Genomic DNA, 22,453 nt, shown 5'->3' on the forward strand with positions numbered 1-22,453 from the left:
GAAAAAGCGGCTTTCCCTTTTTCGCCCGGCGCACTATGGTCGCGCCCGCTGCAGAGTGAGGAACGCGCCTTGGGTCTGGTCATACCTTTCGACGAAAAATCCAGCGAATCCGGTCTGGAGCGGCTCGCCGCCCTCGTCGCGCAGGATATGAACCGGGTCAACCAGACCATTCTCGCGCGCACCGGCTCCGACGTCGCGATGATCCCGGAAGTGGCCAAACATCTGATTTCCTCGGGCGGCAAGCGCCTGCGGCCGATGCTCACGCTCGCCGCGGCGGGTCTTTCCGGCTATCGAGGCGAAGGCCACGTCAAACTCGCGGCGGCGGTCGAATTCATGCATACCGCGACCCTGCTCCATGACGATGTCGTGGACCAGAGCGACATGCGCCGGGGAAAACTCGCGGCGCGCATGCTGTGGGGCAACGAGGCGAGCGTGCTCGTCGGCGATTTCCTCCTCGGCCAGGCTTTCCGCATGATGGTCGAGGTCGGCTCGCTCGCCTGTCTCGACGTGCTCTCGGTCGCCGCAACCGTCATCGCGGAAGGCGAGGTGATGCAGCTTTCCGCCGCCAAGGACACCCAGACCACCGAGGACGCCTATCTCGCGGTGATCCGCGCCAAAACCGCGGAGCTGTTCGCCGCGGCCTGCGAGGTGGGCCCGACCGTCGCAACCAGGCCCAAGGCCGAGATCGAGGCCTGCCGCGCCTATGGCATGAATCTCGGCATCGCCTTCCAGCTCATCGACGACGCGCTCGATTACGGCGGCCAGTCGGCCAAGCTCGGCAAGAATGTCGGCGACGATTTCCGCGAGGGCAAGATCACTCTGCCGGTGGTCCTCTCCTTCCGGCGCGGCTCGGAATCCGAGCGCGCCTTCTGGAAGCGGGCGCTGGAAGAGGGCCAGAGCGCCGAAGGCGATCTCGAAAATGCGCTGGCGCTGATGAAGAAGCATCGCGCGCTCGAGGATACAGTCGAGCGCGCCCGTCATTACGGCGCCATGGCCCGCGACGCCCTCGGGATATTCAATGATTCTCCCTGGAAGAAGGCGCTGCTCGACGCGGTCGATTTCTGTATCGGCCGGGCGCACTGACGCCGGTTTCGTTTGTTGCGCCGCTTCGCGGCGAAGGACGTTCCAAACACGAAATCGGCTGGTTTCGGGACAGTCGGCGAAATGCCGACGACCGCCGCCCTCACAGCGCCGCCTGATCCGTTTCGCCGGTGCGGATGCGATAGGCTCGCTGGACGTCGACGACAAAGATCTTGCCGTCGCCGATCTGGCCGGTGCGCGTGGTTCGCATGATGGTTTCGACGATGGCGTCGGCCTGCTCGGCCGCAACCGCTATCTCCACTTTGAGCTTGGGGATTGTCTCGACGTAATATTCCGCGCCGCGATAAATTTCCTTGTGCCCCTTTTGCCGTCCGTAGCCCTTCACCTCGCTGACCGTCATTCCCGTGACCTGGTGCGCGGTCAGGGCCGCATGCAGCTCTTCCAGCTTGAAGGGTTTGATGATGGCAATGATCAGTTTCATGGCGCCGCTCCTAACGTAACGCCAAGGTTATGCCTGCATTCTCGCCGCCGGATATTTGTTGATCCTGCTCTCAAATATATGAAAACGCAATTTTTTTGGCATAAGATTCAAATAAGCACGGATTTGTGCGGCAATGAATTCCTCGGCGCCGGGATAGGCCGGCAAATCCTATATTTCGGAGGCCCTGAGCAGCGCCTCGTCGCGGTCGTGGCGGATGTCTTCCGCCTCAGGCGCGGTCACCGCCGGCGCCGCCTCCTCCGGCGAAGCCTCGGCTTCGTCCCGTTCGCGCAACTGGCGGCGCCACAGCGCGGCATAGGCGCCGTCGAGGGCGAGGAGGCTTTCGTGGCTGCCGCGCTCTACGATCTTGCCCTTGTCGAGCACCAGGATTTCGTCGGCATGGACGATGGTCGACAGGCGATGGGCGATGACGATCGTGGTCCGCCCGCGCGCGGCTTCGTCGAGCGCGCCCTGGATGTCCCGCTCGGTCACGGTGTCGAGGGCGCTCGTCGCTTCGTCGAGCACGAGGATCGGCGGCGCCTTGAGCAAAGTGCGGGCGATGGCCACGCGCTGCTTTTCGCCGCCGGAAAGTTTCAGGCCGCGCTCGCCGACCTGGGCCTCATAGCCGCCCGGCGCGCTTTCGATGAATTTGTCGATCTGGGCGAGGCGGGCGGCCTCGCGCATCTCCTCTTCGGTCGCGTCGGGACGGCCATAGAGGAGATTGTAGCGGACGGTGTCGTTGAACAGCACATTGTCCTGCGGCACCATGCCGAGCGCGCCGCGCAGCGAGGCGAGCGAGACTTTGGCTATGTCCTGGCCGTCGATCAGGATGCGGCCGTGCTGGGGGTCGAAGAAGCGGAAGATCAGCCGTGAAATCGTCGATTTCCCGGCGCCCGAGGCGCCGACGAGGGCAAGGGTGCGGCCGGCGGGAACCTCGAAACTGACGCCGCGCAGGATGGCCCGCGCCGGATCATAGGCGAAATGGACGTTCTCGAAACGCAGGACGCCTGAAGTCACCCGCAGCGGCGGCGCGTGGGGCGCCTCGGCGATTTCGTTGGGCTGTTTCAGGATTTCGAACATCATGTCGATGTCCACGATCGCCTGTTTTACCTCGCGATAGAGCAGGCCCATATAATTGAGCGGCTGGTAGAGCTGGATCAGCATGGCGTTGAGCATGACGAAATCGCCGACGCTGTATCGCCCCGCGCGGATGCCCGTCACGCTCAGCGCCATCAGCGAAACCATGCCGAGGGTGAAGATGAAGGCCTGGCCGAAATTGAGCACGGCGAGCGAGACATAGCTTTTCACGCTGTTGCGCTCGTAGCGCGCCATGGAGCGGTCGTAGCGCGCGGTCTCGCGCCGTTCCGCGCCGAAATATTTGACCGTCTCGTAATTGAGCAGCGAATCGATCGCCTTGGAATTGGCGTCGGAATCGCTTTCGTTCATCGAGCGGCGGATGCCGATGCGCCAGTTGGTGGCGAGCCGGGTGAAGCTCAGATAGGCGGCGATGGTCGCGAGCGTGATCGCCGCATAGCGCCAGTCGAAATGGAACAGCATCACCCCGAGAATGAGCGTGAATTCCAGCGCCGTCGGCAGGCCGTTGAGCGTCACCATCCGCGTGAGCGTCTCGATGGCGTTGCGGCCGCGCTCCAGCACGCGGGTCAGCGCGCCGGTCTTGCGCTCGAGATGGAAGCGCATCGACAGGGCGTGGAGGTGGACGAAGACATCCGCCGCGAGACGGCGGACGGCATTCATCGCGACATCGGCGAAAACCCCGTCGCGCGCCTGGGTCAGGCCGGCCATGACCACGCGTAGCGCGCCATAGAGGAAGGTCAGCGCGATCGGGCCGGCGAGGGTCTTGGCGGAAGCGCCGCCTTTCGTCATCGCGACCAGGGCGTCTATCGCCCATTTGAAGGCGAAAGGCGTCGCCACCGTCGCGAATTTGGCGAGAACGAGCAGGCCGAGAGCCACGAAAATCCGGCGCCGCAGATCGGGACGCCCGCTCGGCCAGACATAGGGCCAGAGTTCGCGGAGAACCGGCGCGAGCCGGACGCTTCTGTCTGCAATCGGCGCCTGCTGGCCTTGCCTTCGCATTCCCGCCTTCTGGTTGGAGGAGATCGTTGTGCTCCGCCATATAAGACCAGTTTGGCGCGGCGCCAAAGTCGGCTTACGCCGTGCTGCGGGCGCGCCAACCGGCAAAGCCGCCGCGGAGCCGTTCGAAAAGCCGCTCGGTCGCCTCGGCCGGAACGGCTTTCCAGTTCAGGGCGCGCCTTTCAACCAGATGCCACGACAGAACCGCGCAGGTCAGCGCGAGGGCCGAGGCATAGAGATTGAGTTGCATCGCGGTGACGCCCGGAATGGCGGCGACGAGGCTCTGCTGGATCGGAAAGGCGTATATGTAGAGGCCATAGGAATAATCGCCGAGGCGGTTATAGGCGCGGATCGGGCCGCCGAACAGATAAGCGAAATGGAGCGTGAGCGGGCCGAGCGCCGCCAGATAGACGAGGAAAAAGGCGCCGCTGTTCAAGGCGGCGACGCCGAGCGCGGCGAGGATGAGGCCGAACCGGAAATAGGACAGCTTGATCCGGGCGCGCCACATCTGCAGGGCGGCGCCATAAAAGAACATCGCTTGCGGGACCAGCGCGCCCGCCCGCGCGCCATTGTGGAAAAAGGCGCGCGTGACGACAAAAGCCAAAGCCAGGGCGACGGCGGGCGTCGCATAGCGGAAGAAGGGAATCCGCCATGCGGGCTTCAGCGCCAGCACGACCCATCCGGCGGCCAGATATTCGTAAAGCCGCCATTCGACCGGCAGGGTCCAAAGCGATCCATTGACCACGCCGGGATAGGGATTGGTCAGGAACAGGCCGGGAAGATAGAATTTGACGCCATTAATCAGGGTCGCGCCGTGCCGGAGATAGTCGCGGGTGATTGGCGACGAGAAAAATTCCGTCGCCGGCAAGGGCCCGACGAACAGGCCGAGAACGGTCACGGTGACGATCATCATCAGCCACAGGCCGGGAAACACGCGTAAGGCGCGCGCCCAGGCGAATTCGAAAATATTGGCGCGGGAAATCAGGCTGCCGGCGACCAGAAAGCCGCTGGTGAAGAAAAAGACGTCGACGGCGACGGCGCCAATGGTGAAATCGCGGACGCCCGCCAGATTCGCGAATCCGCCGCCGCCGGAAAGAGCCTGGCTGTGGACGAAAAGAACGACGAAGGCCGCGGCGATGCGGATCAGGTCGAAATTATTGTCCCGTCCACGCGCTTGCCCCAAAAGAATCATATTCTGGCGGCTCCCTTCGGCTCCATCGCCAAGGTCATAAAAATTCTTGTTCGCATCGGCAAGCTTGGCTGGCTGGCGGGCCGGTTCAATCGTGCAGGCCGGGCGCGGCGGCCAGCGCCGGCGCCGGCCGGGCCTGCGGACGTTTGCGGCCGAATTCGCCCTTGAAGGCCTCGCGCCAGATCGCGATCGCCTCCGCTTCGCTCGCCGCGGTGACGAAGCGGGGCTCCGTGGTGGGCAGGCCATCACGGTCGAAGCAGGCCACCAGGAACAATTGGAGATGGCGGGGATTGGTCGCCCGCGCCTCGCGGAGGAAATCGGCGGCGTCGCAGATCGAGTCCTGAAGGCGGACGAGGTCGGCTTTTTTCGTTTCGGCCGCGCCGTCGATCGCCTCGGCCCAAAGCGCGAGGCTCGCCGCCTCGTAGAGGTCGCCCGCGAGCTTGCGCGCCCGCGAGAGCGGCATGGTGAGGCTCAGGCTGCTGGCCCAACGTTGCTTGGGCCGTGCGGGCGCCGCGTTTTTGGGGGTCTTGGTCTTCTTGGCCATGGTGAAACTGGTCTGCTCGAACCTTCGCCTCGGGCCCGTCCCGGTCCGGCCGCGGACTATGCCCTAAATCGGGCGCGCGAGGAAATCGGCGATCCGGTCGGCGGCCTGGGCGATCTGCATGACGCCGTTGTAATGGCCGTATGGGCCGGAAAGCTTAGCGGTTTCGACCGCCACGCCCTGGCTGCGCAAGGCCGCTTCCGTCGTCTCGACCCATTCGGGGAGGAAAACCAGATCGTCGGGCGCGTGGATCAGCAGGGTCGGCGCCTTGATTCGCGCCACCCCCTCGGCGACGCTTCGCGCGCCGGCCCCAGCGCCGGGAATAAAGGTCTGGTTGGCGCGCGCGAGATAAAGCATGTGATTGGCGTCGCCGAACGGCGATCGCGCCCGGACGGCCTCTTCGAGGGTCTTCTCGATGGCGAAGGGCAGGGCGGCGATGTCGGCGGAATTGGCGCCCGCCGCCAATGCGCGGCCGCCTGCGCCGTCGGCCCAGGCGCTTTGCAGGGCGTGCAGGGTCATCGCCCGCATCGCGGCCTCAAGCCCCGCGCTCGGCGGCGCGCCGTCGTAAAAGGCGCCGCCGCGCCAGTTCGGGTCGAGCCGGATCGGCTGGGTCCAGATCGACAGCCAGGCCGTAAGCCAGCCGGTGAAATGGGGCGTCGAAATCGCCGGGATGATGCGCTCGACGGCTTCGGGATAGGAGGCTGCCCATTCGAAAGTCTGAAGCCCGCCCATCGACGGGCCCATCACCGCGCGCAGCCGCGTGACGCCAAGCGATTCGACCAGCGCCTTTTGCGCGCGGACGAAATCGGCGATGGCGACCGCCGGGAAGCTCAGGCCATAGGGTTTTCCGGTCGCCGGATCGCGGCTGGCCGGTCCGGTGGAAATGACATCCGGGTCGTTGGCGTTGAGATTGACCAGCGTGTCCGAGGAAATGACGAAATAACGATTGGTGTCCACCGCCTTGCCCGGCCCGATGATCGCGTCCCAATAGCCGGGCAGGGGGTCTTCCGGCCGATAGCGGCCGGCGGCATGGCTTGTGCCGGAAAAATAATGCGCGACCAGAATGGCGTTGTCGCGCGCCGCGTTCAGGGCGCCGTAAGTCTCGTAGCCGATGGCGACATTGCGGATGGTCGCGCCGCCGACGGTGCGCAATTCGGACAGTTCGAAGCGTTGCTTGGTAGTAAAAAGCTGTTCCGCCATGATTTTCTCCGATCCTCCTTCGTTTCGGCGCAGGCCGCACTATATCTTTTTCAGGCGCGCGGAAAGCCAGTCTCGCAATTTTCGAAGACGGCTTTTTGAGAGGGTCGAAAGTACAATGGCCCCGCGAGAAGATTTGCTGCATTGCAACATAGAAATGTGGAAGCGTGCTGCGGCGCAACAAACGCCGTCCTTTCCGTTCATTGCAGGATCAATCTATGGCGAGCTACAAGGAACCCCAAGGGCAGCCTGAGAGTTTCGCGCCGTGCGAAACGCCGGCGGCGGACGAGGAACGCGCCGCGGACGACCTTTCCGGGCCCTCTGCGCCGATATCCGAAACCAATGGCGTGGACAGCCTGTTCGCGCGCCAGACGCGCATGGTCTTCGACCTGTTGCAGACAGCCGTCGAAGAGGCGGCGGAGACGGCGGAAAGCCGGAATGTGAAGGTCGCGGCGGAACTCCACGATCTCCAGTTGCGGGCGTTGCGCTCGCTGCACGAAAGCGCCCTCGCGACGGTCGAATTGTTCGAGGCGCTGAGCGCGGCGCAGACGCCCGGCGAGTTGGCGAGGCGCCAGATCGCTCTGGCGCGCCGCCAGGGCGAGTCGGTGAGCGAACGGCTCCAGGAATTCTTCCTCTCGGCGCGCAAGATCGCCACCGCGATGACGGCGCCGCCCACGCCGGCAGATCGCGGGCCGGCGGAAAAGGACGACAATCTGTTCACGCGCCTCGACCGGCTGACCGCGCGGCAGAAAGGCGTGCTGGAGTTGCTGGCGCAAGGCCTGCCGAACAAGGTGATCGCGCATCGGCTCGGCATCAGCGAGACAACCGTCAAGGCCCATGTCGGCGAGATTTTGCGCAAGCTGAAGGTCTATAATCGCGCCCGGGCGATCGCGATGCTCGCCCAGATCGACGCGACGCGGATCGGCGCCGTGCCGGACGGCGAGGCTTGACGCGCGCCGTCAGCTCTTCTCGTCGCCGAGGGCGCGCGCGGCCGTCTCGACCTGTTCGGCCGCCTCGTTGAGCGCCTCGGCGGCCCGCTCCGCCCATTCCGCCTCGCGGCGGCGCAATTCTTCGGCTTCCGCCCGCGCCCGCGCCGCCGCCTCATTCCCGGCCGCGAGCTGTTTCCGGGCGCTGACCAGTTCGTCGGCGATGGTCAGCGCGGCCATGACCGTGATGCGCTGGTCGCCGATCTCGCCGAAGGCGCCGCGCAGCTCCGCGATTTTGGCGTCCACGATCTGGGCGAGGCCTTCGATATGCGGCTCCTCGCCCTCGTCGCAATTCATGCGATAGGTCCGGCCCGCAATGGTGACGACGGCCTGGGCCATTCACGCCTCCCCGAAGGACGTGGATGAATCTGGCTCGCTCTCTCCGGCGTCCGCCGAAGGATCGCGGGATTGGTGGGAAGAATCCGCGATTATGGCGCGGACGGCCGCCGCGGCGCGCTCGATCCGTCGCGACGCCTCGCCATTGGCGGCCTCCAGCGCCCGCGCGCGCCGGGCCGCGGCGTCGAGCTCGATCGCGAGCCGCGAACGGTCGTCCTGCAGCGCCGAATATTCCGCGAACTGATCCGCCTGTTCGCCGGCGCGCTCCGCCTGCCGGCTGATGGCGGCGTCGAGCGCGTCGAACGCCGCGCGCAGCCGCCGGCGCGCGGCGTCGTATCGATCCTGCCCGCTTGCGCCATCGCCGCGTCCGACCGCCTGATCGGGAGCGGCGTCGGGCGGTGTCTGTTCGTTCAGCGTCGGGGACAAAGGGATGCTTTCACTCGCGCGCCAGGAGAACGGACGATCGTTACAATCTATCATTGTCCCGCGCGCCGCCAAGACCCTGACGGCTAAGACCACAGGAAAAGAAGCGGGGCCGGGCGCCGTCCTTTCCGCGCCCGTTTCGTCCGCCTCCGCGGCAAATCGCCACATTCGGCGCGAAATCGCCAGCGCGGCGCCGCGGCGCCCGTCCGCGAAGCCTGGATGTCGCCAGGAATATAATACGAAGGTCGCAGATTCGGCTTGCGCGTAGTTGCGTTGGCGGCGGGAAACAGATTAAAGGGTCACCTACGAAATCCGGCGACAAAAATATGCCGGAATTTGGGGGAGCGACAAAAACGCCGTCTTTTTTGGATGGAACGAACCAAGGAGCGCATCGAAATGGCAGTTAAGGTCTTTATTAACGGTTTTGGCCGCATCGGCCGCAATGTCCTGCGCGCCATCGTCGAATCCGGCCGCACCGACATTCAGGTCGTCGGACTGAACGACCTTGGCTCGGTCGAAACCAACGCTCACCTGATGCGCTATGATTCGGTCCATGGCCGCTTCCCTGGCGTGGTCAAGGTCGAGGGCGACACGATCGACGTCGGAACCGGCCCGATCAAGGTCACGGCGATCAAGGACCCTTCCGCCCTGCCTTTGGCTGAACTCGGCGTCGACGTCGCCATGGAATGCACCGGCATCTTCACCGCCCGCGACAAGGCGGCGACCCTTTTGCATGCGGGCGCCAAGCGCGTCCTGGTCTCCGCGCCCTCCGACGGCGCCGATCTCACCGTCGTCTATGGCGTGAACCACGACAAGCTGACCAAGGATCATATGGTCGTCTCCAACGCCTCCTGCACCACCAATTGCCTCTCCCCGGTCGCCAAGGCGCTGAATGACGTCATCGGCATCGAAAAGGGCATGATGACGACCATCCATTCCTATACCGGCGACCAGCCGACGCTGGACACGTACCATAAGGACCTCTACCGCGGCCGCGCCGCCGCTCTGTCGATGATCCCGACCTCGACCGGCGCCGCCAAGGCGGTCGGCCTCGTCCTTCCAGAACTCAATGGCAAGCTCGACGGCTTCGCCTTGCGCGTGCCGACCCCGAATGTCTCGGTGGTCGATCTCAAGTTCATCGCCAAGCGCGCGACCTCCAGGGACGAGGTCAACGCAGCGATCAAGGCGGCGGCCGAAGGCCCGCTCAAGGGCATCCTGGGCTACACCACCGACAAGAACGTCTCGGTGGACTTCAACCACGACCCGCATTCGTCGATCTTCCACATGGATCAGACCAAGGTCATGGACGGAACCTTCGTCTCCGTCCTGTCCTGGTACGACAATGAATGGGGCTTCTCGAATCGCATGGCCGACACGGCCGTCGCGATGGCCAAACTGATCTGAACGAACCCGGGCGCGCTTCACGAGAAGCGCGCCTTTTTTTCGTCTTTTTCGCCAGAGGCCGCCATGTCCGCCTTCCGCACCCTCGATTCCGCCGAACTCAAGGGCAAGCGCGTGCTTGTCCGCGTCGATCTCAACGTGCCGATGGAAAACGGCAAGGTGAGCGACGCCACCCGCATCGACCGCATCCTGCCGACCTTGAACGAAATTTCCGGCAAGGGCGGCAAGGTCATCCTGCTTGCCCATTTCGGGCGCCCCAAGAACGGTCCCGACGAAGCCAATTCGCTGAAGCCCGTCGCCGCCGCCCTGGCCGAGCGCCTCGGCAAGCCGGTCGCCTTCGCCAATGACTGCATCGGCGCCCCGGCCGCGGCCGCCATCGTCAAGATGGCTGACGGCGACATTCTGCTGCTCGAAAACACCCGGTTCCACAAGGGCGAGGAGAAGAACGATCCGGCGATCGTGGACGCGCTCGCCGAACTCGGCGACGTCTATGTCAACGACGCCTTTTCCGCCGCCCATCGCGCCCACGCCTCGACCGAAGGCGTGGCGAAAAAGTTGCCGGCCTATGCCGGCCGGACGATGCAGGCGGAAATCGAAGCCCTGTCCAAGGCGCTCGAAAATCCGGCCCGCCCGGTGGCGGCGGTGGTCGGCGGCGCCAAGGTCTCGACCAAGCTGGAGCTGCTCGGCAACCTTACGAAAAAGGTCGATTTCCTGATCATCGGCGGCGGCATGGCCAACACCTTTCTCGCCGCCCAGGGCAAGAAGGTCGGCAAGTCGCTGTGCGAGCACGACCTGCTCGACACCGCGCGCGAAATTCTGAAGACGGCGGCCGAAAACAAATGCCAGATCGTGCTGCCGGTCGACGCCGTCGTGGCGCAGGAGTTCAAGGCCCATGCGCCGTCCCATGTGATCAGCGTCGATCATGTCGGCGACGCCGATATGATTCTCGACGCCGGGCCGAAATCGGTCTCGGAAGTCGAGAGCGTCCTCACCGCCTGCAAGACCCTGGTGTGGAACGGCCCCTTCGGCGCCTTCGAACTGGAGCCCTTCGACGCCGCGACCAATGCCGTCGCCCGTTTCGCCGCGCGCCTGACGGGCGAAGGCAAGCTGTTGTCGGTCGCCGGCGGCGGCGATACGGTGGCGGCGCTCAATCATGCTGGCGTCGCCGAAAAATTCACTTATGTATCGACTGCGGGCGGCGCCTTCCTCGAATGGATGGAAGGCAAGGTTCTGCCGGGCGTCGAGGCTCTTCGCGCCTGACATCGAGCGATGTCCCGCGCTTCCGGCCCGCCGGAAGCGCGGGCGCAAGTCTTTTTTCACAAGGACGGAAATTTTCACAAGGACGGAAACATGGCCCGCATCACGCTTCGCCAGTTGCTCGACCACGCCGCCGAACATGATTATGGCGTGCCGGCCTTCAATATCAATAATATGGAGCAGGCTCTGGCCATCATGGCCGCGGCTTCGGCGCTCGATGCGCCGGTCATCATCCAGGCCTCGCGCGGCGCCCGCCAATACGCCAATGACGTCATGCTCAAGCACATGATGGACGCTTTGGTCGAAATCTATCCGCAGATCCCGGTCTGTGTGCATCAGGACCATGGCAACAGCCCGGCGACCTGTTTCTCCGCCATGCAGGCGGGCTTCACCTCGGTGATGATGGACGGCTCGCTGAAAGAGGACGCCAAGACGCCCGGCGACTGGGACTATAACGTCAATGTCACCAAATATGTCGCCGACATGGCCCATCTTGGCGGCATATCGGTCGAGGGCGAGTTCGGCGTGCTCGGCTCGCTCGAAACCGGCATGGGCGAGAAGGAAGACGGCCACGGTTTCGAGGGCAGTCTGTCGCACGACCAGCTCGTCACCAATCCCGACGACGCGGTGAAATTCGTCAAGGAAACCAGGGTGGACGCCCTCGCCATCGCCATGGGCACCTCGCATGGAGCATATAAGTTCTCGCGCAAGCCCGACGGCGCCATTCTGGCGATGAATGTCATTGAGGAAATCCATCAGAAAATGCCGGGCCTGCATATGGTCATGCACGGCTCGTCCTCGGTGCCGCAGGAATTGCAGGACATCATCAACGCCTATGGCGGCAAGATGCCGCAGACCTGGGGCGTGCCGGTCGAGGAAATCCAGCGCGGCATCAAGCATGGCGTGCGCAAGATCAATATCGACACCGACAACCGCATGGCGATCACCGGCGCGATCCGCAAGGTGTTCGCCGAGCAGCCGGCCGAATTCGATCCGCGCAAATATCTCAAGCCGGCGACCGAGGCCATGACCCGGATCTGCCGCCAGCGCCTCGAAGAATTCGGCACGGCCGGCCAGGCCTCGAAGATCAAGAAAGTTTACACGCTTGCCGAAATGGCCAAGCGCTATGCCTCGGGCGAACTGGAGCCCAAGGCCGCCTGATCGGCGCCGGATTTCCGGTTTCGATGGGGCTGCGGCGTCCGTGGCCCCATTTTTGCCGTCAAAATTCGACACGCCTCTCATTCCCTCTCCCCGCATGGTCCGTCGAAAGGTGGGCGCCCTATGCGGGGAGCGGAGGCGCCGATGTCCAGGCGTCGTGCTGTATTGCCGAGTTCATGAACGATTTCATCAAACCGCGCCTCTATCTCATCACGCCGCCGGCCGCCGAGGCCGACGCCGTCGCCCCGGCCGTGGAGGCCGCTTTGGGCGCGGGCGACGTCGCCTGCGTGCTGCTGCGCTTCGCGATTCTCGACGAGGGCGCGCGCAAGAAAATCGTCAAGGCGCTCGCGCCGATGGTCCAGGGCGCCGGCGCGGCTTTGCTGGTGCCTGACGACGCCGCCCTCGCGGCGCGCGCGGGCGCCGACGGCGTCCATGTCGAGGGATTTGGCGACAATTTCGCTGCGGCCCTCGAAAGCCTCAAGCCCGAACGCATCGTCGGAATCGGCGCGCTGGCCAGCCGCGACGAGGCGATGCTGGCGGGCGAGAGCGACGCCGATTATCTGATGTTCGGCGCGCTCGATCCCGGCGCCGACAGCGCCGCCGCGACCGCCGAGCGCGCGTCCTGGTGGGCTGAACTTTTCAACGTTCCCTGCGTCGCGGTCGCCCATGAGACGGCGGATGTCGAGACTTTGGCGCGCTCGGGAGCGGAATTCGTCGCGCTGGGGCCGAAATTCTTTGCCGATCCGCGCGGGATTGCCGCCGCCGTCGCTGAGGCCCAGGCGGCGCTCGACCGCGTGGAGGCCAAGGCGTGAGGCGCCGGCTCGTCCGCCTGGCGCTGGCCGTCGCCGCCGTTCTCGTCGCCGGCCCGTCTTACGCGCGCCTCGCGCCGGGTGAGCCCGATCTCGCCTATGGCGCCTATCAGCGCGGCTATTACCGCACCGCCTTCGAGGAGGCGATGAAGCGCGTTCAGGCTGATCCCCATGACGGGGCGGCGATGACCCTCATCGCTGAATTGTTCGAACAGGGCGTCGGGGCGCCGCAAAATGTCGCCGAGGCCATGAATTGGTACAAGCTTAGCGCCGAACAGGGCGACAGGAACGCCGAATATTCGCTCGGCAATGCTTATTTTACCGGCAAGGGCGAGACCAAGGACGTGGCCAAGGCGGCCTTCTGGCTCGAAAAGGCCGCCGCGCAGGATCACGCCGGCGCCTGGTTCAATCTCGGGGTCATGGCGCTCGAAGGCAATGGCGTCGCCTCCGATTTCCCGAAAGCCGCGGCGGACTTCCGCCACTCGGCCGAACTCGGCTTTCCCGACGCCGCTTACGCGCTCGCTTTGCTTTATCGCGAGGGCAAGGGCGTCGAGAAGGATCGGACCCGGGCGACGGAATGGCTCAAGCGCGGGGCGGAAGAAGGTTTCCTCGCGGCGGAAGTCGAATATGGCATCGCTCTTTTCAATGGCGACGGCGTTCCGGCCGACGAGGCGAGCGGAGCGAATTGGCTGTTGCGCGCCGCCAACCGCAACAACGCCATCGCGCAAAACCGTGTCGCGCGCATGTATTTCGCCGGTCGCGGCCTGAAACAGAATCGCATCGAGGGCGCGAAATGGGCGATTCTTTCCGCCGCGGCGGGCTTGCGCGATTCCTGGCTCGACGCCCAGACCAACAAGCTGACGCCGGACGAGCGCAAGAAAGTGGAGCAGGAGATCAGGTCCTATCTGGGCAAATGATCCCTGCCGCGTTCAGCGCCACATGCCGCGCATGCGCGCGCCGAGATCGACGCGAAGCTGGGGCCGGGGGCCGGAAGCAGCGCCCTCCGCGGCGATCCGGGGCCAGGCGACTTTTTTGAACAAAGGCGTGAGTTCGTCGGGCAGAAAACGGCTGCGCGCGGCATAGACGTGGCGGTCGCCGCGCGCATGCTGGCCATGGGTGAAGAAGCGCTGCGGGATCATCAGATGGAGACGGTCGCGGGCGCGGGTCATCGCGACATAAAGCAGGCGGCGCTCTTCCTCGATTTCGGCGCTGGTTCCGGTCGCGAGGTCGGAGGGGATGCAGCCGTCGACCACATTGAGCAAGAATACCGATTTCCATTCCTGCCCCTTGGCGGAATGGATGGTCGAAAGGATCAGAAAGTCCTCGTCGACCAGCGGAGGGCCGGCCTCGCCGCTGGTCGCCTGGGGCGGGTCGAGCGTCAATTCGGTCAGGAAACGCTCGCGCGAGGGATAGGTCGCGGCGATCTGTTCGAGCTGGACGAGGTCGATCTGGCGGGTGGCGAAATCCTCGTGCAGACGTTCGAGATGCGGCTCATACCAGGCGCGGGCGCGGGCGATTTCCGCTGGCCAGCCGGATTGGCGCCGGCCGATATCCGTCATCGCGGCGACGAAATCCGGCCAGTGATCGCCCGATTTGGCCGGCGCCGGCAAAGCGGCCAGCGCCGCGAGCGGCTCGCTTTCCCCGCCGATTTCGTCGAGCGCGCGCCGGGCGGTCGAGGGGCCGACGCCCGGAAGAAGCTGGAGCAGGCGGAAACCGGCGACCCGGTCGCGCGGATTCTGGGCAAAGCGCAAAAGAGCCAGCAAATCCTTGACATGGGCGCTATCGAGAAATTTCAGGCCGCCAAATTTGACGAAAGGAATGTTGCGCCGGGTCAATTCGACTTCGAGCGGGCCGCTGTGGTGGGCGGCGCGGAACAGAACCGCCTGGCTTTTGAGCTTTTCGCCGGCCTCGCGCGCCTCCAGCACCTGTTCGACGATATAAGACGCCTGGCTTGCTTCGTCAGCGACCACGACCTGGGCGGGAAGCTCGGCCGAGAGGCGGTCGGTCCATAGGTTCTTGGTGAAGCGCTCTTTGGCGTAAGCGATCACGCCATTGGCGGCGGCGAGAATCGACCGGGTCGAGCGGTAATTGCGCTCCAGGGTGACGATTTCGGCCGGCGGCGAGAATTTCGAAGGAAAATCGAGAATGTTGCGCACTTCCGCCGCGCGGAAGGAATAGATCGACTGGGCGTCGTCGCCGACGACCGTCAGGCCGCGCCCGTCGGGCTTGAGGCCGAGCAATATCGCGGCCTGGAGGCGGTTGGTGTCCTGATATTCGTCGACCAGCACATGGTCGAAACGCGCGCCCAATTCGCTTCCGAGCGTCGGTTCCGCGGCCATCTGCGCCCAATAAAGCAGCAGATCGTCGTAATCGAGCACGTTTTGCGCCTGTTTGGCCTCCACATAAGACGCGAACAGCGCGCGCAGTTCATCGCTCCAGCCCGCGCACCAGGGGAAATGCCTCGCCAACACCTCGTCGAGCGGCGCTTGCGCATTGACGGCGCGGGAATAGATGGCGAGGCAGGTCGCCTTGGTCGGGAAGCGCTTCTCGGTTTTGGACAAGCCGAGGTCGTGGCGCGCGAGATTGATGAGGTCGGCGCTGTCCTCACGGTCGTGGATGGTGAAATCCGGGTCGAGGCCGATCAGCGGCGCATATTCGCGCAATAGCCGGGCGCCGATGGAATGGAAGGTGCCGGCCCAGTGGAGGGCGTCGGTCAAGGCTCCGGCCTTGCCGCCCAGCGCCTCGGCGCAGATGCGGCGGACGCGACCGCACATTTCGGTCGCCGCGCGGCGTGAAAAAGTCATCAGCAGAATGCGGCGCGGATCGGCGCCCGAGGCGATCAGAAAGGCGACGCGATGGGCGAGCGTATTGGTCTTGCCGGAGCCCGCGCCGGCGATGATCAGCAATGGCCTGTCCGCCGCGCCTTCGGCGGCCTGGCGCTGCGCTTCGTTGAGTTTGCCGAGAAAAGCGGCGGCGCTCACTTTCTTCTCCGATCCCGCGAATCGCATCGCGCTTGCCTGAACATATTACGAACGCAAAGGCGCAGGAAGCGTCCGGCTCGCGCCGGTGGCGGATTGAGCCCGGGGGGCGTCAATCGCGGCAGGTTTTTTGCTTATCATGCATGGGCGCCTGAGCGGCGTGCGAAAGGGCACGCGGAATTGATCGCGAAAGCGCCGCGAAACCATGCGATTGTAAGTCGCTCGCGGTTCGATCGGGTCGCGAACGGTTGCGGAGGCGGCGATCACCATGATAAGCGAGCAAATCTCCATTCTGGTTCTGGGGCTGGGACCCCTGGCTTCCGCGGCGGCGCGGCTGCTGTTCCTCGCCGGCAATGCGGTGGCCATGCATCAGTCCGGCGACCCGAAGGTCCTGCGCCGGAAAATGTCCTTCGCTGACGCGTGGTCGGATGGCGACGCCGTTCTCGACGGCGTCGAGGCGCGCGTAACCGGACGCGCCGACGAATTCCTGGCGGGAATGCGCCAGCAGAATTTCATCCCCGTCCTGACCCATCGGGTCGCCAGCACGGTCGAGCGCTGGCCCTGGGACATTGTCTTGGATGCGGCAGGCGAAAGCGGCGGCGCGCAGGATGGGAAATTCAACGCGCCCCTGCGCATGGGTCTCGGATCGGGACCGGTCGCGGGAGAGGATTGCGATCTTGTCATAGCGACCGAAGGGCTCGATCCGGGCGCCGTGATCCGCAAGGGAAGCGCGCCCGCCGACGCCTCCCGGGCGGAGATCGGCTTCCATTCCGCGGGCCTGTCCCTCGCGCCGCACGACGGACGCTTCCGCGCCGCGCGCGACATCGGGGCGAGGATCGGCAAAGGCGATCTTCTCGGCCATGTCGGGGCGACGCCCATCGTCGCGCCGCGCGCCGGGCGGTTGATCGGCCTGCGCCGGCCGGGCGCCGTCGTCGCGCGGGAGGAAAAGCTGGCCGAGGTCGCGCTCGATCCACGGACGCCCTTTTCGGACGTCGGCGCGAACGAACAGGCCGTCGCCCGCGCGGTCCTGCTGGCGGCGCAGATGGAAGTGAACGGTTGGGAGCCGGTCAAGCTCAAGGGCCTGGTCTGAGCCGGCAAGAGCGGAAATCCGAGGGTTGAAGCGCTCGAATGCGCTCCTTATCGTTGCATCGGCTCATGAGAGCCGAGGCGCAGGGGCATGGCGGTTTCGTTCCGGGGACGAATGGCGGGAGGCGGTCTTTGGCTCAGCGCGCTGATCGCCACGACTGGCGTGGCCGCCGCCGCCGAGAGGATTGAGACGGTCAAATTCAAGCCGGGCTCCATATCGGCGACGGTCTCCGGCAAGATCAAGGGCTATGACGGCGTCAAATATCTGTTCGAGGCCCGGGCCGGGCAGGCCATTTCGATCCTGTTCGCGCCGAAAAACACGGCCTGTTATTTCAATGTCTTCGCCCCGGGCGCGGCAATGGCCGTTCATACCGGGTCGATCAATGGCAATGAATTCGCCGCCAATCTCACGGCGAACGGGGAATATCGCGCCCAGGTCTTTCTGATGCGCAGCGCGGCCCGGCGCCATGAGACCTGCAGATATTCCATGACGATCGAGATTTCCGGCGCCGGCTCCGCCGCAAAGCCGCCCGCGCCGGTGAAGGGCGCGGAAGAACTGCCCATGCTGCGCGCCTGCGTCGCCAGCGCCGCCAAGCTCTATGGGGTCACGCAGGACAAGCTGCGCTTCAAGGAGGAGGCCGCCGCCGCGCCGTCCACGAACGGTTTCGAGATGAATGGCGAAGCGGACAAGGGCGCGGAAGGCCGGAAGCAGTTCAAATGCCTGTTCGGCGAGGACCGCGTGCTGAAACAGGTCATGCCGTTGAATTCGGACGGCGCGTGAGGCGCATTTGGCGGCTCATTTCGCGCCGGTGAACAGCGGGACGAAATAGTCGGTCGCGCCGATCAGCACGAATTGCACCCCAATGCAGATCAGCAGAAAGCCGAAGATGCGCGTCAGCGCGTCTATGCCCGTGGGACCGAGGAAGCGAACGAGATAGATCGAACCGCGCAGCACCAGCCAGGCGATGAAGGCGGTGACGGCGATCCCGATCATCACCACGATATTGCCAAGGACGATCCTGTCGTTGGGGATTTGCGCCGAAGTCGCCAGAACCACGGAAATGGCGCCGGGGCCGCTCAGCGACGGCATGGCGAGGGGCGAAAAGGCGATGTCCTTTTGCGCGGCGACCTTTTCGTCGCCGGTTTCCGCCTTGGGGAAGACCATGCGGAAGCCGAGCGTCGAGACCAGGAGGCCGCCGGCGATCCTGATGCCCTCGAGCGAAATGCCGAAGAAACTGATGATGAACCGGCCCGCCACGAGAAAAGTCGCAAGGATGCAGAAGGCATAGACGCAGCCGAGCAGGGTCTGCCGGTTGCGCTCCTCCGCTGTCATCCCCGCCGTGAGCGCGATCAGCAGCGGCGCCGTGCTGAACGGGTTCATGATCGGCAGGAGGCCGGCGATCACCAGGAGGACGACTTCGATCAGGCGGAATGCGGTCATTTCTATCCGGATGGCGTCGGTTGGGGGCCTAATGCCCGCTGATCTGGAGCTTGCCCCGGAACACGGCGTGAATGACCACGGAATAGATCAGCACGACCGGCAAGGCGACCACGCCCGCGCCCCAGAACAGGAAGGAGAGCGACTTGTCCGGCGCCGCCGCGCTCGCCACCGTGACGCTATAGGGAATCATATAGGGCCAGAAGGCCGCCGCGAGAAAGCCGAAGGCGGCGAGGAAGAACAGAATCGTGAAGGCGAAGGGCTGGGCGTCGCGGCGTCTGGCGATCCCGCGCAGCACGCCGCCCAAGGCGATGAGGCCAACCACGAAGAAACCCGCCGCCCAGGGCCGCTCGACCAGCCGCGTCATGACGCCATGCGCCTGAATGGCGGTGAGGAGCGAGGCGAGAAGGAGGGAGACCGCCATGCCGATGGCCAGGAAGGGAGCGCGCTGATAGGCCCAGTCGCGCAGGCGTGTCGGCGATTTCAGGATCAGCCAGCCGGCGCCGAGGAGGCCATAGCCGAACATCAGGCCGATTCCGGTGAGAACGGGGAGGGGGCGCAGCCAATCGAACGGGCCGCCGGCAAACTGACCGTTCCTGACGTCGACGCCGAGGATCATCGCGCCGACCGCCGCGCCCTGGACGAAGGCGACAACGCCCGAGCCGAGCCAGAAGCCTGTGCTCCAGATGCTCGACGGTCCGCCGCGGCCACGGAATTCGAAGGCGACGCCACGGAAGATCAGGCCGATGAGCAGGAGCAGGACCGGCAGATAGAAGGCCGGCAGGAAAATCGCGTAGACGGCGGGAAAGGCGGCGAACAGCGAGGCCCCGACGACCACCAGCCAGGTTTCGTTGCCGTCCCAGAAAGGAGATATCGCGCCCATCATTTCGTCGCGCAGGTCGCGGTCGCGGGTTGTGCCGAACAACATGCCGACGCCGAGGTCGAAGCCGTCGAGCACGACATAAACGAAAATGGAAAAGGCGATGACGCCCGCCCAGAACAGAGCAAGAAGGGACGGCGCGGCCTGGGTCATTTCGGCGGGATTCATCACGGCCTCTCCGCGTAAAAATCATAGCCGGCGGCGGCTCGGGTCTTCTGGGTCAGCCCGTCGCGCATCAGGCGATGGAAATAGACCGCGCCGAAGCCGTAGATCAGGGCATAGACCAGGATATAGGCGATCAGCGAAGCGGCGGCCACGGGCGTCGTGAGCGAGGGGGTGACGGCATCCTTGGTGCGCAGCAGGCCGTAGACGACCCAGGGCTGGCGTCCGACCTCGGCGGTGAACCAGCCGCAGAGCACGGCGATAAAGCCGGTGGGGAAGGAAAACAGGGTCAGCCAGAGGAACCAGCGCGCGTGTTCGAGCCAGCCGAGCGTCCGCAGGACGAGGCCCAGCCAGGATATGGCCAGAATCGCGAGGCCCATGCCGAACATGATGCGGAAAGCCCAGAAGGGCACGACCACCGGGGGGCGGTCCTGCGCCGGAAAGGAATCGACGCCGACCTCTTTCGAATCCCAGGTTCCGGAGGCGATGAAGCTGCCGAGATCAGGGACGGAGATGGCGTAAAGATTTTTTCCCGCCCGCTCGTCCGGCCAGGCGACCAGCACTTCGGAGGCGGGCTGTTCGTCATGCCAGCGCGCCTCGATCGCCGCGAATTTAGCCGGTTGATATTTGTGGACGAGATCGCCGGCGACATGGCCGAGCAGGATTTGCGCGGGGATCAGCACGGCGGCGAGGCCGAGGCCCCAGTCCAGCATGACGTGGGATTCCTCCCAGGCCTCGTTCCGCAGGCGATGCCAGGCGCCGGTCGCGGCGACGCACATGCTGGTGGTGAGGAAGGCGCCGAGCAGCATATGCGGCCAGCGGATGAGCTGGACCGGACCGAGCAGAATGGCCTTCCAGTCGTCGGGAATGATCTTGCCATCCACGATCTTGTGGCCGAGCGGAACCTGCATCCAGCTGTTGTTGGCGAGGATCCAGTAGGACGAGGCCATGGTGCCGAGCGCGACCATGCAGCAGGAGAAAAAATAGAACCAGCGCGGCGTCCGGTCGCGGCCAAGCAGCATGATTCCGAAGAAAGACGCCTCCAGCAGAAAGGCGGTGAAGGCCTCGTAGCCGAGCAGCGGCCCCTGGATCGAGCCGGTGCGCTCGGCCAGTACGCTCCAGTTCGTGCCGAACTGGAAAGCCATGACGATTCCGCTGACCACGCCCATGGCGAAGGAAAGCGCGAAGACCTTGAGCCAGAAATCGAACACCCGCCGATAGACCGGACGGCCGGTGACCAGCGACATGCCCTCGATGGTCGCGAGCCAGGCCGCGAGGCCAATTGTGAAGGAGGGAAAAATGATGTGGAAACTGACCACGAAGGCGAATTGGATTCGCGACAGGATGAGCGGGTCAAGCGCCATGCGAGGGTTCCATTGGGGCGCGAGGGATTGGGGCGCGAGGATTCAACTTGCCGCGGCCGGACCAGGCTAGAGCCTGCGTCCGACAGTCCGATGACGACCTTGAACTTATCCGAACCCGCATGGCCGCGCCTGTCAAATGAAATTTCTTGCCAAGGCGCCGCTTGCCCGCGCGCGCTTTGCCGCCATGATGGCGCGATGCGAAAAGCATGATGGCGCGATGCGAAAAGCAGGGGCGATGGGCCGATGAACGAACAATTGCGGATGCTGGCGGAAGGGGAGAAGGAATCGCGGGGGCTTGTCCCGCTTTCGCTTCTCGCCCTGGCGACCGGCGTCGGCGCGGGCCTCGTCGGCGCGCTTTTCCGGATGACTCTCGAATCGGCGGACCGTCTGCGCGCCGAAGGCTTGGTCTGGGCGCATGGCCATCACCTTCTCGGACTCGCCGCCGCCGTTCTCGTTTGCGCGGCGGCGGCGGCGGCGGCGGCCTGCATGGTGCGCTGCCTGTCGCCCCATGCCGCAGGCAGCGGCATTCCCCATGTCGAGGCCGTGCTGCGGGGGCTGAGCGCGCCGGCGCCGCTGATCCTCCTGCCCGTCAAGTTCATCGGCGGCGTGCTGGCGATCGGCTCCGGCCTCGCGCTCGGCCGCGAGGGGCCGAGCGTGCAGATGGGCGCCAGCATCGCCAATGTGATCGACCGCTTCGTTCCCTTGCGGCCGGCTGACAGCCGCGTGCTTCTGGCGGCCGGCGCGGGGGCCGGCCTCGCCACCGCCTTCAACGCGCCGATCGCCGGCGCGGTTTTCGTGCTCGAGGAGTTGGTGCAGCAATTCGAGCACCATATTGCAATCGCCGCGCTCGCCGCCTCCGCAACCGCTATCGTGGTCGCGCGCGTCCTGATCGGCGACGCCCCCGATTTCAATGTCGTGGCGCTGCCGCCCGCCTCGATGCCTCTGGAGACCCTCTTCATGGTCGCTGGCGGCGTCGCGGGTCTGCTCGCCATCGCCTACAACCGCGCGATTCTCGGCGCCATGGCCTATGCCGATCGCTTGCGGATCCGGCCGGTCTGGCGCGCGGCCGCGATCGGCGCCGGCGTCGGCGCCCTGGCCTTTTTCGCGCCGGATCTCGTCGGCGGCGGCGACCCGCTCACCCAGAGCGCGCTTTCCGGGAAGGGCGATCTCGTCGTGCTCGCCCTCATCTTTCTGCTGCGCTTCGGCCTCGGGGCCGTCTCCTACGCCGCGGGAACGCCCGGCGGCCTGTTCGCGCCGATGCTGACGCTTGGCGCGCAATCCGGCCTGATGCTCGGCAGCCTGTTCCAGGCGGTGTTTCCCGGCGCCGCGATCCGGCCCGAGTCCTTCGCGCTGGTCGGCATGGCGGCCTTTTTCGCGGGCGTGGTGCGCGCGCCCTTGACCGGCATTGTCCTCGTCACCGAAATGACCGCCAACACCAGCCTGCTCCTGCCCATGCTCGGCGCATGTTTCGCCGCCATGCTGGTTCCGACGCTTCTGGGCGATGAGCCGATCTATGACGCTCTGCGTCATCTGAGCATGAGCCGCGAGCGGGACGCCAAGGCGAAGCGCGCCCCGCCGGCCGCGATGCGACCCTCGGTCGCGCCGGAGGGAGTCGAGGATTAGAGCCGGTCTAAATTT

At 65.2% G+C, this 22,453-nt stretch carries 21 protein-coding genes; 10 read left to right on the top strand and 11 right to left on the bottom strand.

Translation table 11 applies throughout. The features are described from left to right. Positions 1-69 precede the first annotated feature (69 nt). Positions 70-1,083, top strand: a complete 1,014-nt coding sequence (locus K2U94_RS04375) for a polyprenyl synthetase family protein (protein ID WP_243066041.1) — start codon at positions 70-72, stop codon at positions 1,081-1,083. A 100-nt stretch (positions 1,084-1,183) separates the two neighbouring features. Here K2U94_RS04375 and K2U94_RS04380 read toward each other — a convergent pair whose 3' ends face one another. The 5 genes from K2U94_RS04380 to K2U94_RS04400 all read right to left on the bottom strand — a co-directional run bounded on the left by K2U94_RS04380 (position 1,184) and on the right by K2U94_RS04400 (position 6,540). Next, complete coding sequence (locus K2U94_RS04380; protein ID WP_243066042.1) at positions 1,184-1,522, bottom strand: P-II family nitrogen regulator; 339 nt, start codon at positions 1,520-1,522, stop codon at positions 1,184-1,186. A 168-nt stretch (positions 1,523-1,690) separates the two neighbouring features. Continuing rightward, complete coding sequence (locus K2U94_RS04385; RefSeq protein WP_243066043.1) at positions 1,691-3,613, bottom strand: ABCB family ABC transporter ATP-binding protein/permease; 1,923 nt, start codon at positions 3,611-3,613, stop codon at positions 1,691-1,693. A gap of 73 nt (positions 3,614-3,686) precedes the next feature. Beyond that, positions 3,687-4,802 (bottom strand): acyltransferase family protein, encoded by a 1,116-nt coding sequence (locus tag K2U94_RS04390; RefSeq protein ID WP_243066044.1) that lies wholly within the window; start codon positions 4,800-4,802, stop codon positions 3,687-3,689. Between the two features lie 85 nt (positions 4,803-4,887). Further along, on the bottom strand, positions 4,888-5,343 hold the full coding sequence (locus tag K2U94_RS04395) for a hypothetical protein (RefSeq protein WP_243066045.1): 456 nt from the start codon (positions 5,341-5,343) through the stop codon (positions 4,888-4,890). 63 nt (positions 5,344-5,406) lie between these two features. Further along, positions 5,407-6,540, bottom strand: coding sequence for an E22 family MetX-like putative esterase (locus K2U94_RS04400; RefSeq protein ID WP_243066046.1), 1,134 nt, complete (start codon positions 6,538-6,540; stop codon positions 5,407-5,409). 215 nt (positions 6,541-6,755) lie between these two features. Here K2U94_RS04400 and K2U94_RS20505 point away from each other — a divergent pair, with 215 nt between their 5' ends. Beyond that, complete coding sequence (locus K2U94_RS20505) at positions 6,756-7,487, top strand: helix-turn-helix transcriptional regulator (RefSeq protein WP_272884843.1); 732 nt, start codon at positions 6,756-6,758, stop codon at positions 7,485-7,487. A gap of 9 nt (positions 7,488-7,496) precedes the next feature. On the opposite strand, the gene K2U94_RS04415 is transcribed toward K2U94_RS20505, so the two are convergent. Both K2U94_RS04415 and K2U94_RS04420 read right to left on the bottom strand, forming a co-directional pair. Next, complete coding sequence (locus tag K2U94_RS04415) at positions 7,497-7,862, bottom strand: cell division protein ZapA (protein WP_243066047.1); 366 nt, start codon at positions 7,860-7,862, stop codon at positions 7,497-7,499. Continuing rightward, positions 7,863-8,285 carry a DUF4164 family protein gene (locus tag K2U94_RS04420; protein WP_243066048.1) on the bottom strand — a complete coding sequence of 141 codons (423 nt, stop codon included), beginning with the start codon at positions 8,283-8,285 and terminating at the stop codon, positions 7,863-7,865. It lies immediately after the preceding gene. A gap of 393 nt (positions 8,286-8,678) precedes the next feature. On the opposite strand from K2U94_RS04420, the gene gap reads away from it, so the two are divergent. The 5 genes from gap to K2U94_RS04445 all read left to right on the top strand — a co-directional run bounded on the left by gap (position 8,679) and on the right by K2U94_RS04445 (position 13,824). After that, a complete protein-coding gene (gap, locus tag K2U94_RS04425) occupies positions 8,679-9,686 on the top strand; it encodes a type I glyceraldehyde-3-phosphate dehydrogenase (RefSeq protein WP_243066049.1) in 1,008 nt (335 codons plus the stop codon). A gap of 63 nt (positions 9,687-9,749) precedes the next feature. Then, positions 9,750-10,943, top strand: coding sequence for a phosphoglycerate kinase (locus K2U94_RS04430; protein WP_243066050.1), 1,194 nt, complete (start codon positions 9,750-9,752; stop codon positions 10,941-10,943). 90 nt (positions 10,944-11,033) lie between these two features. Next, positions 11,034-12,101 (top strand): class II fructose-bisphosphate aldolase, encoded by a 1,068-nt coding sequence (gene fba, locus K2U94_RS04435; protein WP_243066051.1) that lies wholly within the window; start codon positions 11,034-11,036, stop codon positions 12,099-12,101. A gap of 173 nt (positions 12,102-12,274) precedes the next feature. Then, positions 12,275-12,910 carry a thiamine phosphate synthase gene (locus K2U94_RS04440; protein ID WP_243066052.1) on the top strand — a complete coding sequence of 212 codons (636 nt, stop codon included), beginning with the start codon at positions 12,275-12,277 and terminating at the stop codon, positions 12,908-12,910. Then, on the top strand, positions 12,907-13,824 hold the full coding sequence (locus K2U94_RS04445) for a tetratricopeptide repeat protein (RefSeq protein ID WP_243066053.1): 918 nt from the start codon (positions 12,907-12,909) through the stop codon (positions 13,822-13,824). Before K2U94_RS04440 ends, K2U94_RS04445 begins: the two co-directional genes overlap by 4 nt. A gap of 12 nt (positions 13,825-13,836) precedes the next feature. On the opposite strand, the gene K2U94_RS04450 is transcribed toward K2U94_RS04445, so the two are convergent. Then, positions 13,837-15,915: an ATP-dependent helicase gene (locus tag K2U94_RS04450; protein WP_425332503.1), complete on the bottom strand. Its 2,079-nt coding sequence runs from the start codon at positions 15,913-15,915 to the stop codon at positions 13,837-13,839. Positions 15,916-16,153: 238 nt separating this feature from the next. Between K2U94_RS04450 and K2U94_RS04455 the strand changes: the two genes are divergently transcribed. Then, positions 16,154-16,975 carry a hypothetical protein gene (locus tag K2U94_RS04455; RefSeq protein ID WP_243066055.1) on the top strand — a complete coding sequence of 274 codons (822 nt, stop codon included), beginning with the start codon at positions 16,154-16,156 and terminating at the stop codon, positions 16,973-16,975. Positions 16,976-17,062: 87 nt separating this feature from the next. Beyond that, positions 17,063-17,752, top strand: a complete 690-nt coding sequence (locus K2U94_RS04460; protein ID WP_243066056.1) for a hypothetical protein — start codon at positions 17,063-17,065, stop codon at positions 17,750-17,752. Between the two features lie 15 nt (positions 17,753-17,767). Here the strand turns inward: K2U94_RS04460 and K2U94_RS04465 are convergent, their stop codons facing one another. The 3 genes from K2U94_RS04465 to K2U94_RS04475 are packed head-to-tail and all read right to left on the bottom strand — an operon-like array spanning position 17,768 to position 20,815. Then, the gene (locus K2U94_RS04465) at positions 17,768-18,412 is read right to left on the bottom strand and encodes a MarC family NAAT transporter (RefSeq protein WP_243066057.1); all 645 of its coding nucleotides are present in this window, start codon (positions 18,410-18,412) and stop codon (positions 17,768-17,770) included. Between the two features lie 28 nt (positions 18,413-18,440). Further along, positions 18,441-19,457, bottom strand: coding sequence for a cytochrome d ubiquinol oxidase subunit II (locus K2U94_RS04470; RefSeq protein WP_243066058.1), 1,017 nt, complete (start codon positions 19,455-19,457; stop codon positions 18,441-18,443). Continuing rightward, positions 19,457-20,815: a cytochrome ubiquinol oxidase subunit I gene (locus K2U94_RS04475; protein ID WP_243066059.1), complete on the bottom strand. Its 1,359-nt coding sequence runs from the start codon at positions 20,813-20,815 to the stop codon at positions 19,457-19,459. Before K2U94_RS04475 ends, K2U94_RS04470 begins: the two co-directional genes overlap by 1 nt. A 243-nt stretch (positions 20,816-21,058) precedes the next feature. On the opposite strand from K2U94_RS04475, the gene clcA reads away from it, so the two are divergent. Then, positions 21,059-22,438: a H(+)/Cl(-) exchange transporter ClcA gene (gene clcA / locus K2U94_RS04480; protein ID WP_243066060.1), complete on the top strand. Its 1,380-nt coding sequence runs from the start codon at positions 21,059-21,061 to the stop codon at positions 22,436-22,438. Positions 22,439-22,453 lie beyond the last annotated feature (15 nt).

This window comes from Candidatus Rhodoblastus alkanivorans, assembly GCF_022760755.1.
Taxonomy (GTDB): Bacteria; Pseudomonadota; Alphaproteobacteria; order Rhizobiales; family Beijerinckiaceae; genus Rhodoblastus; species Rhodoblastus alkanivorans.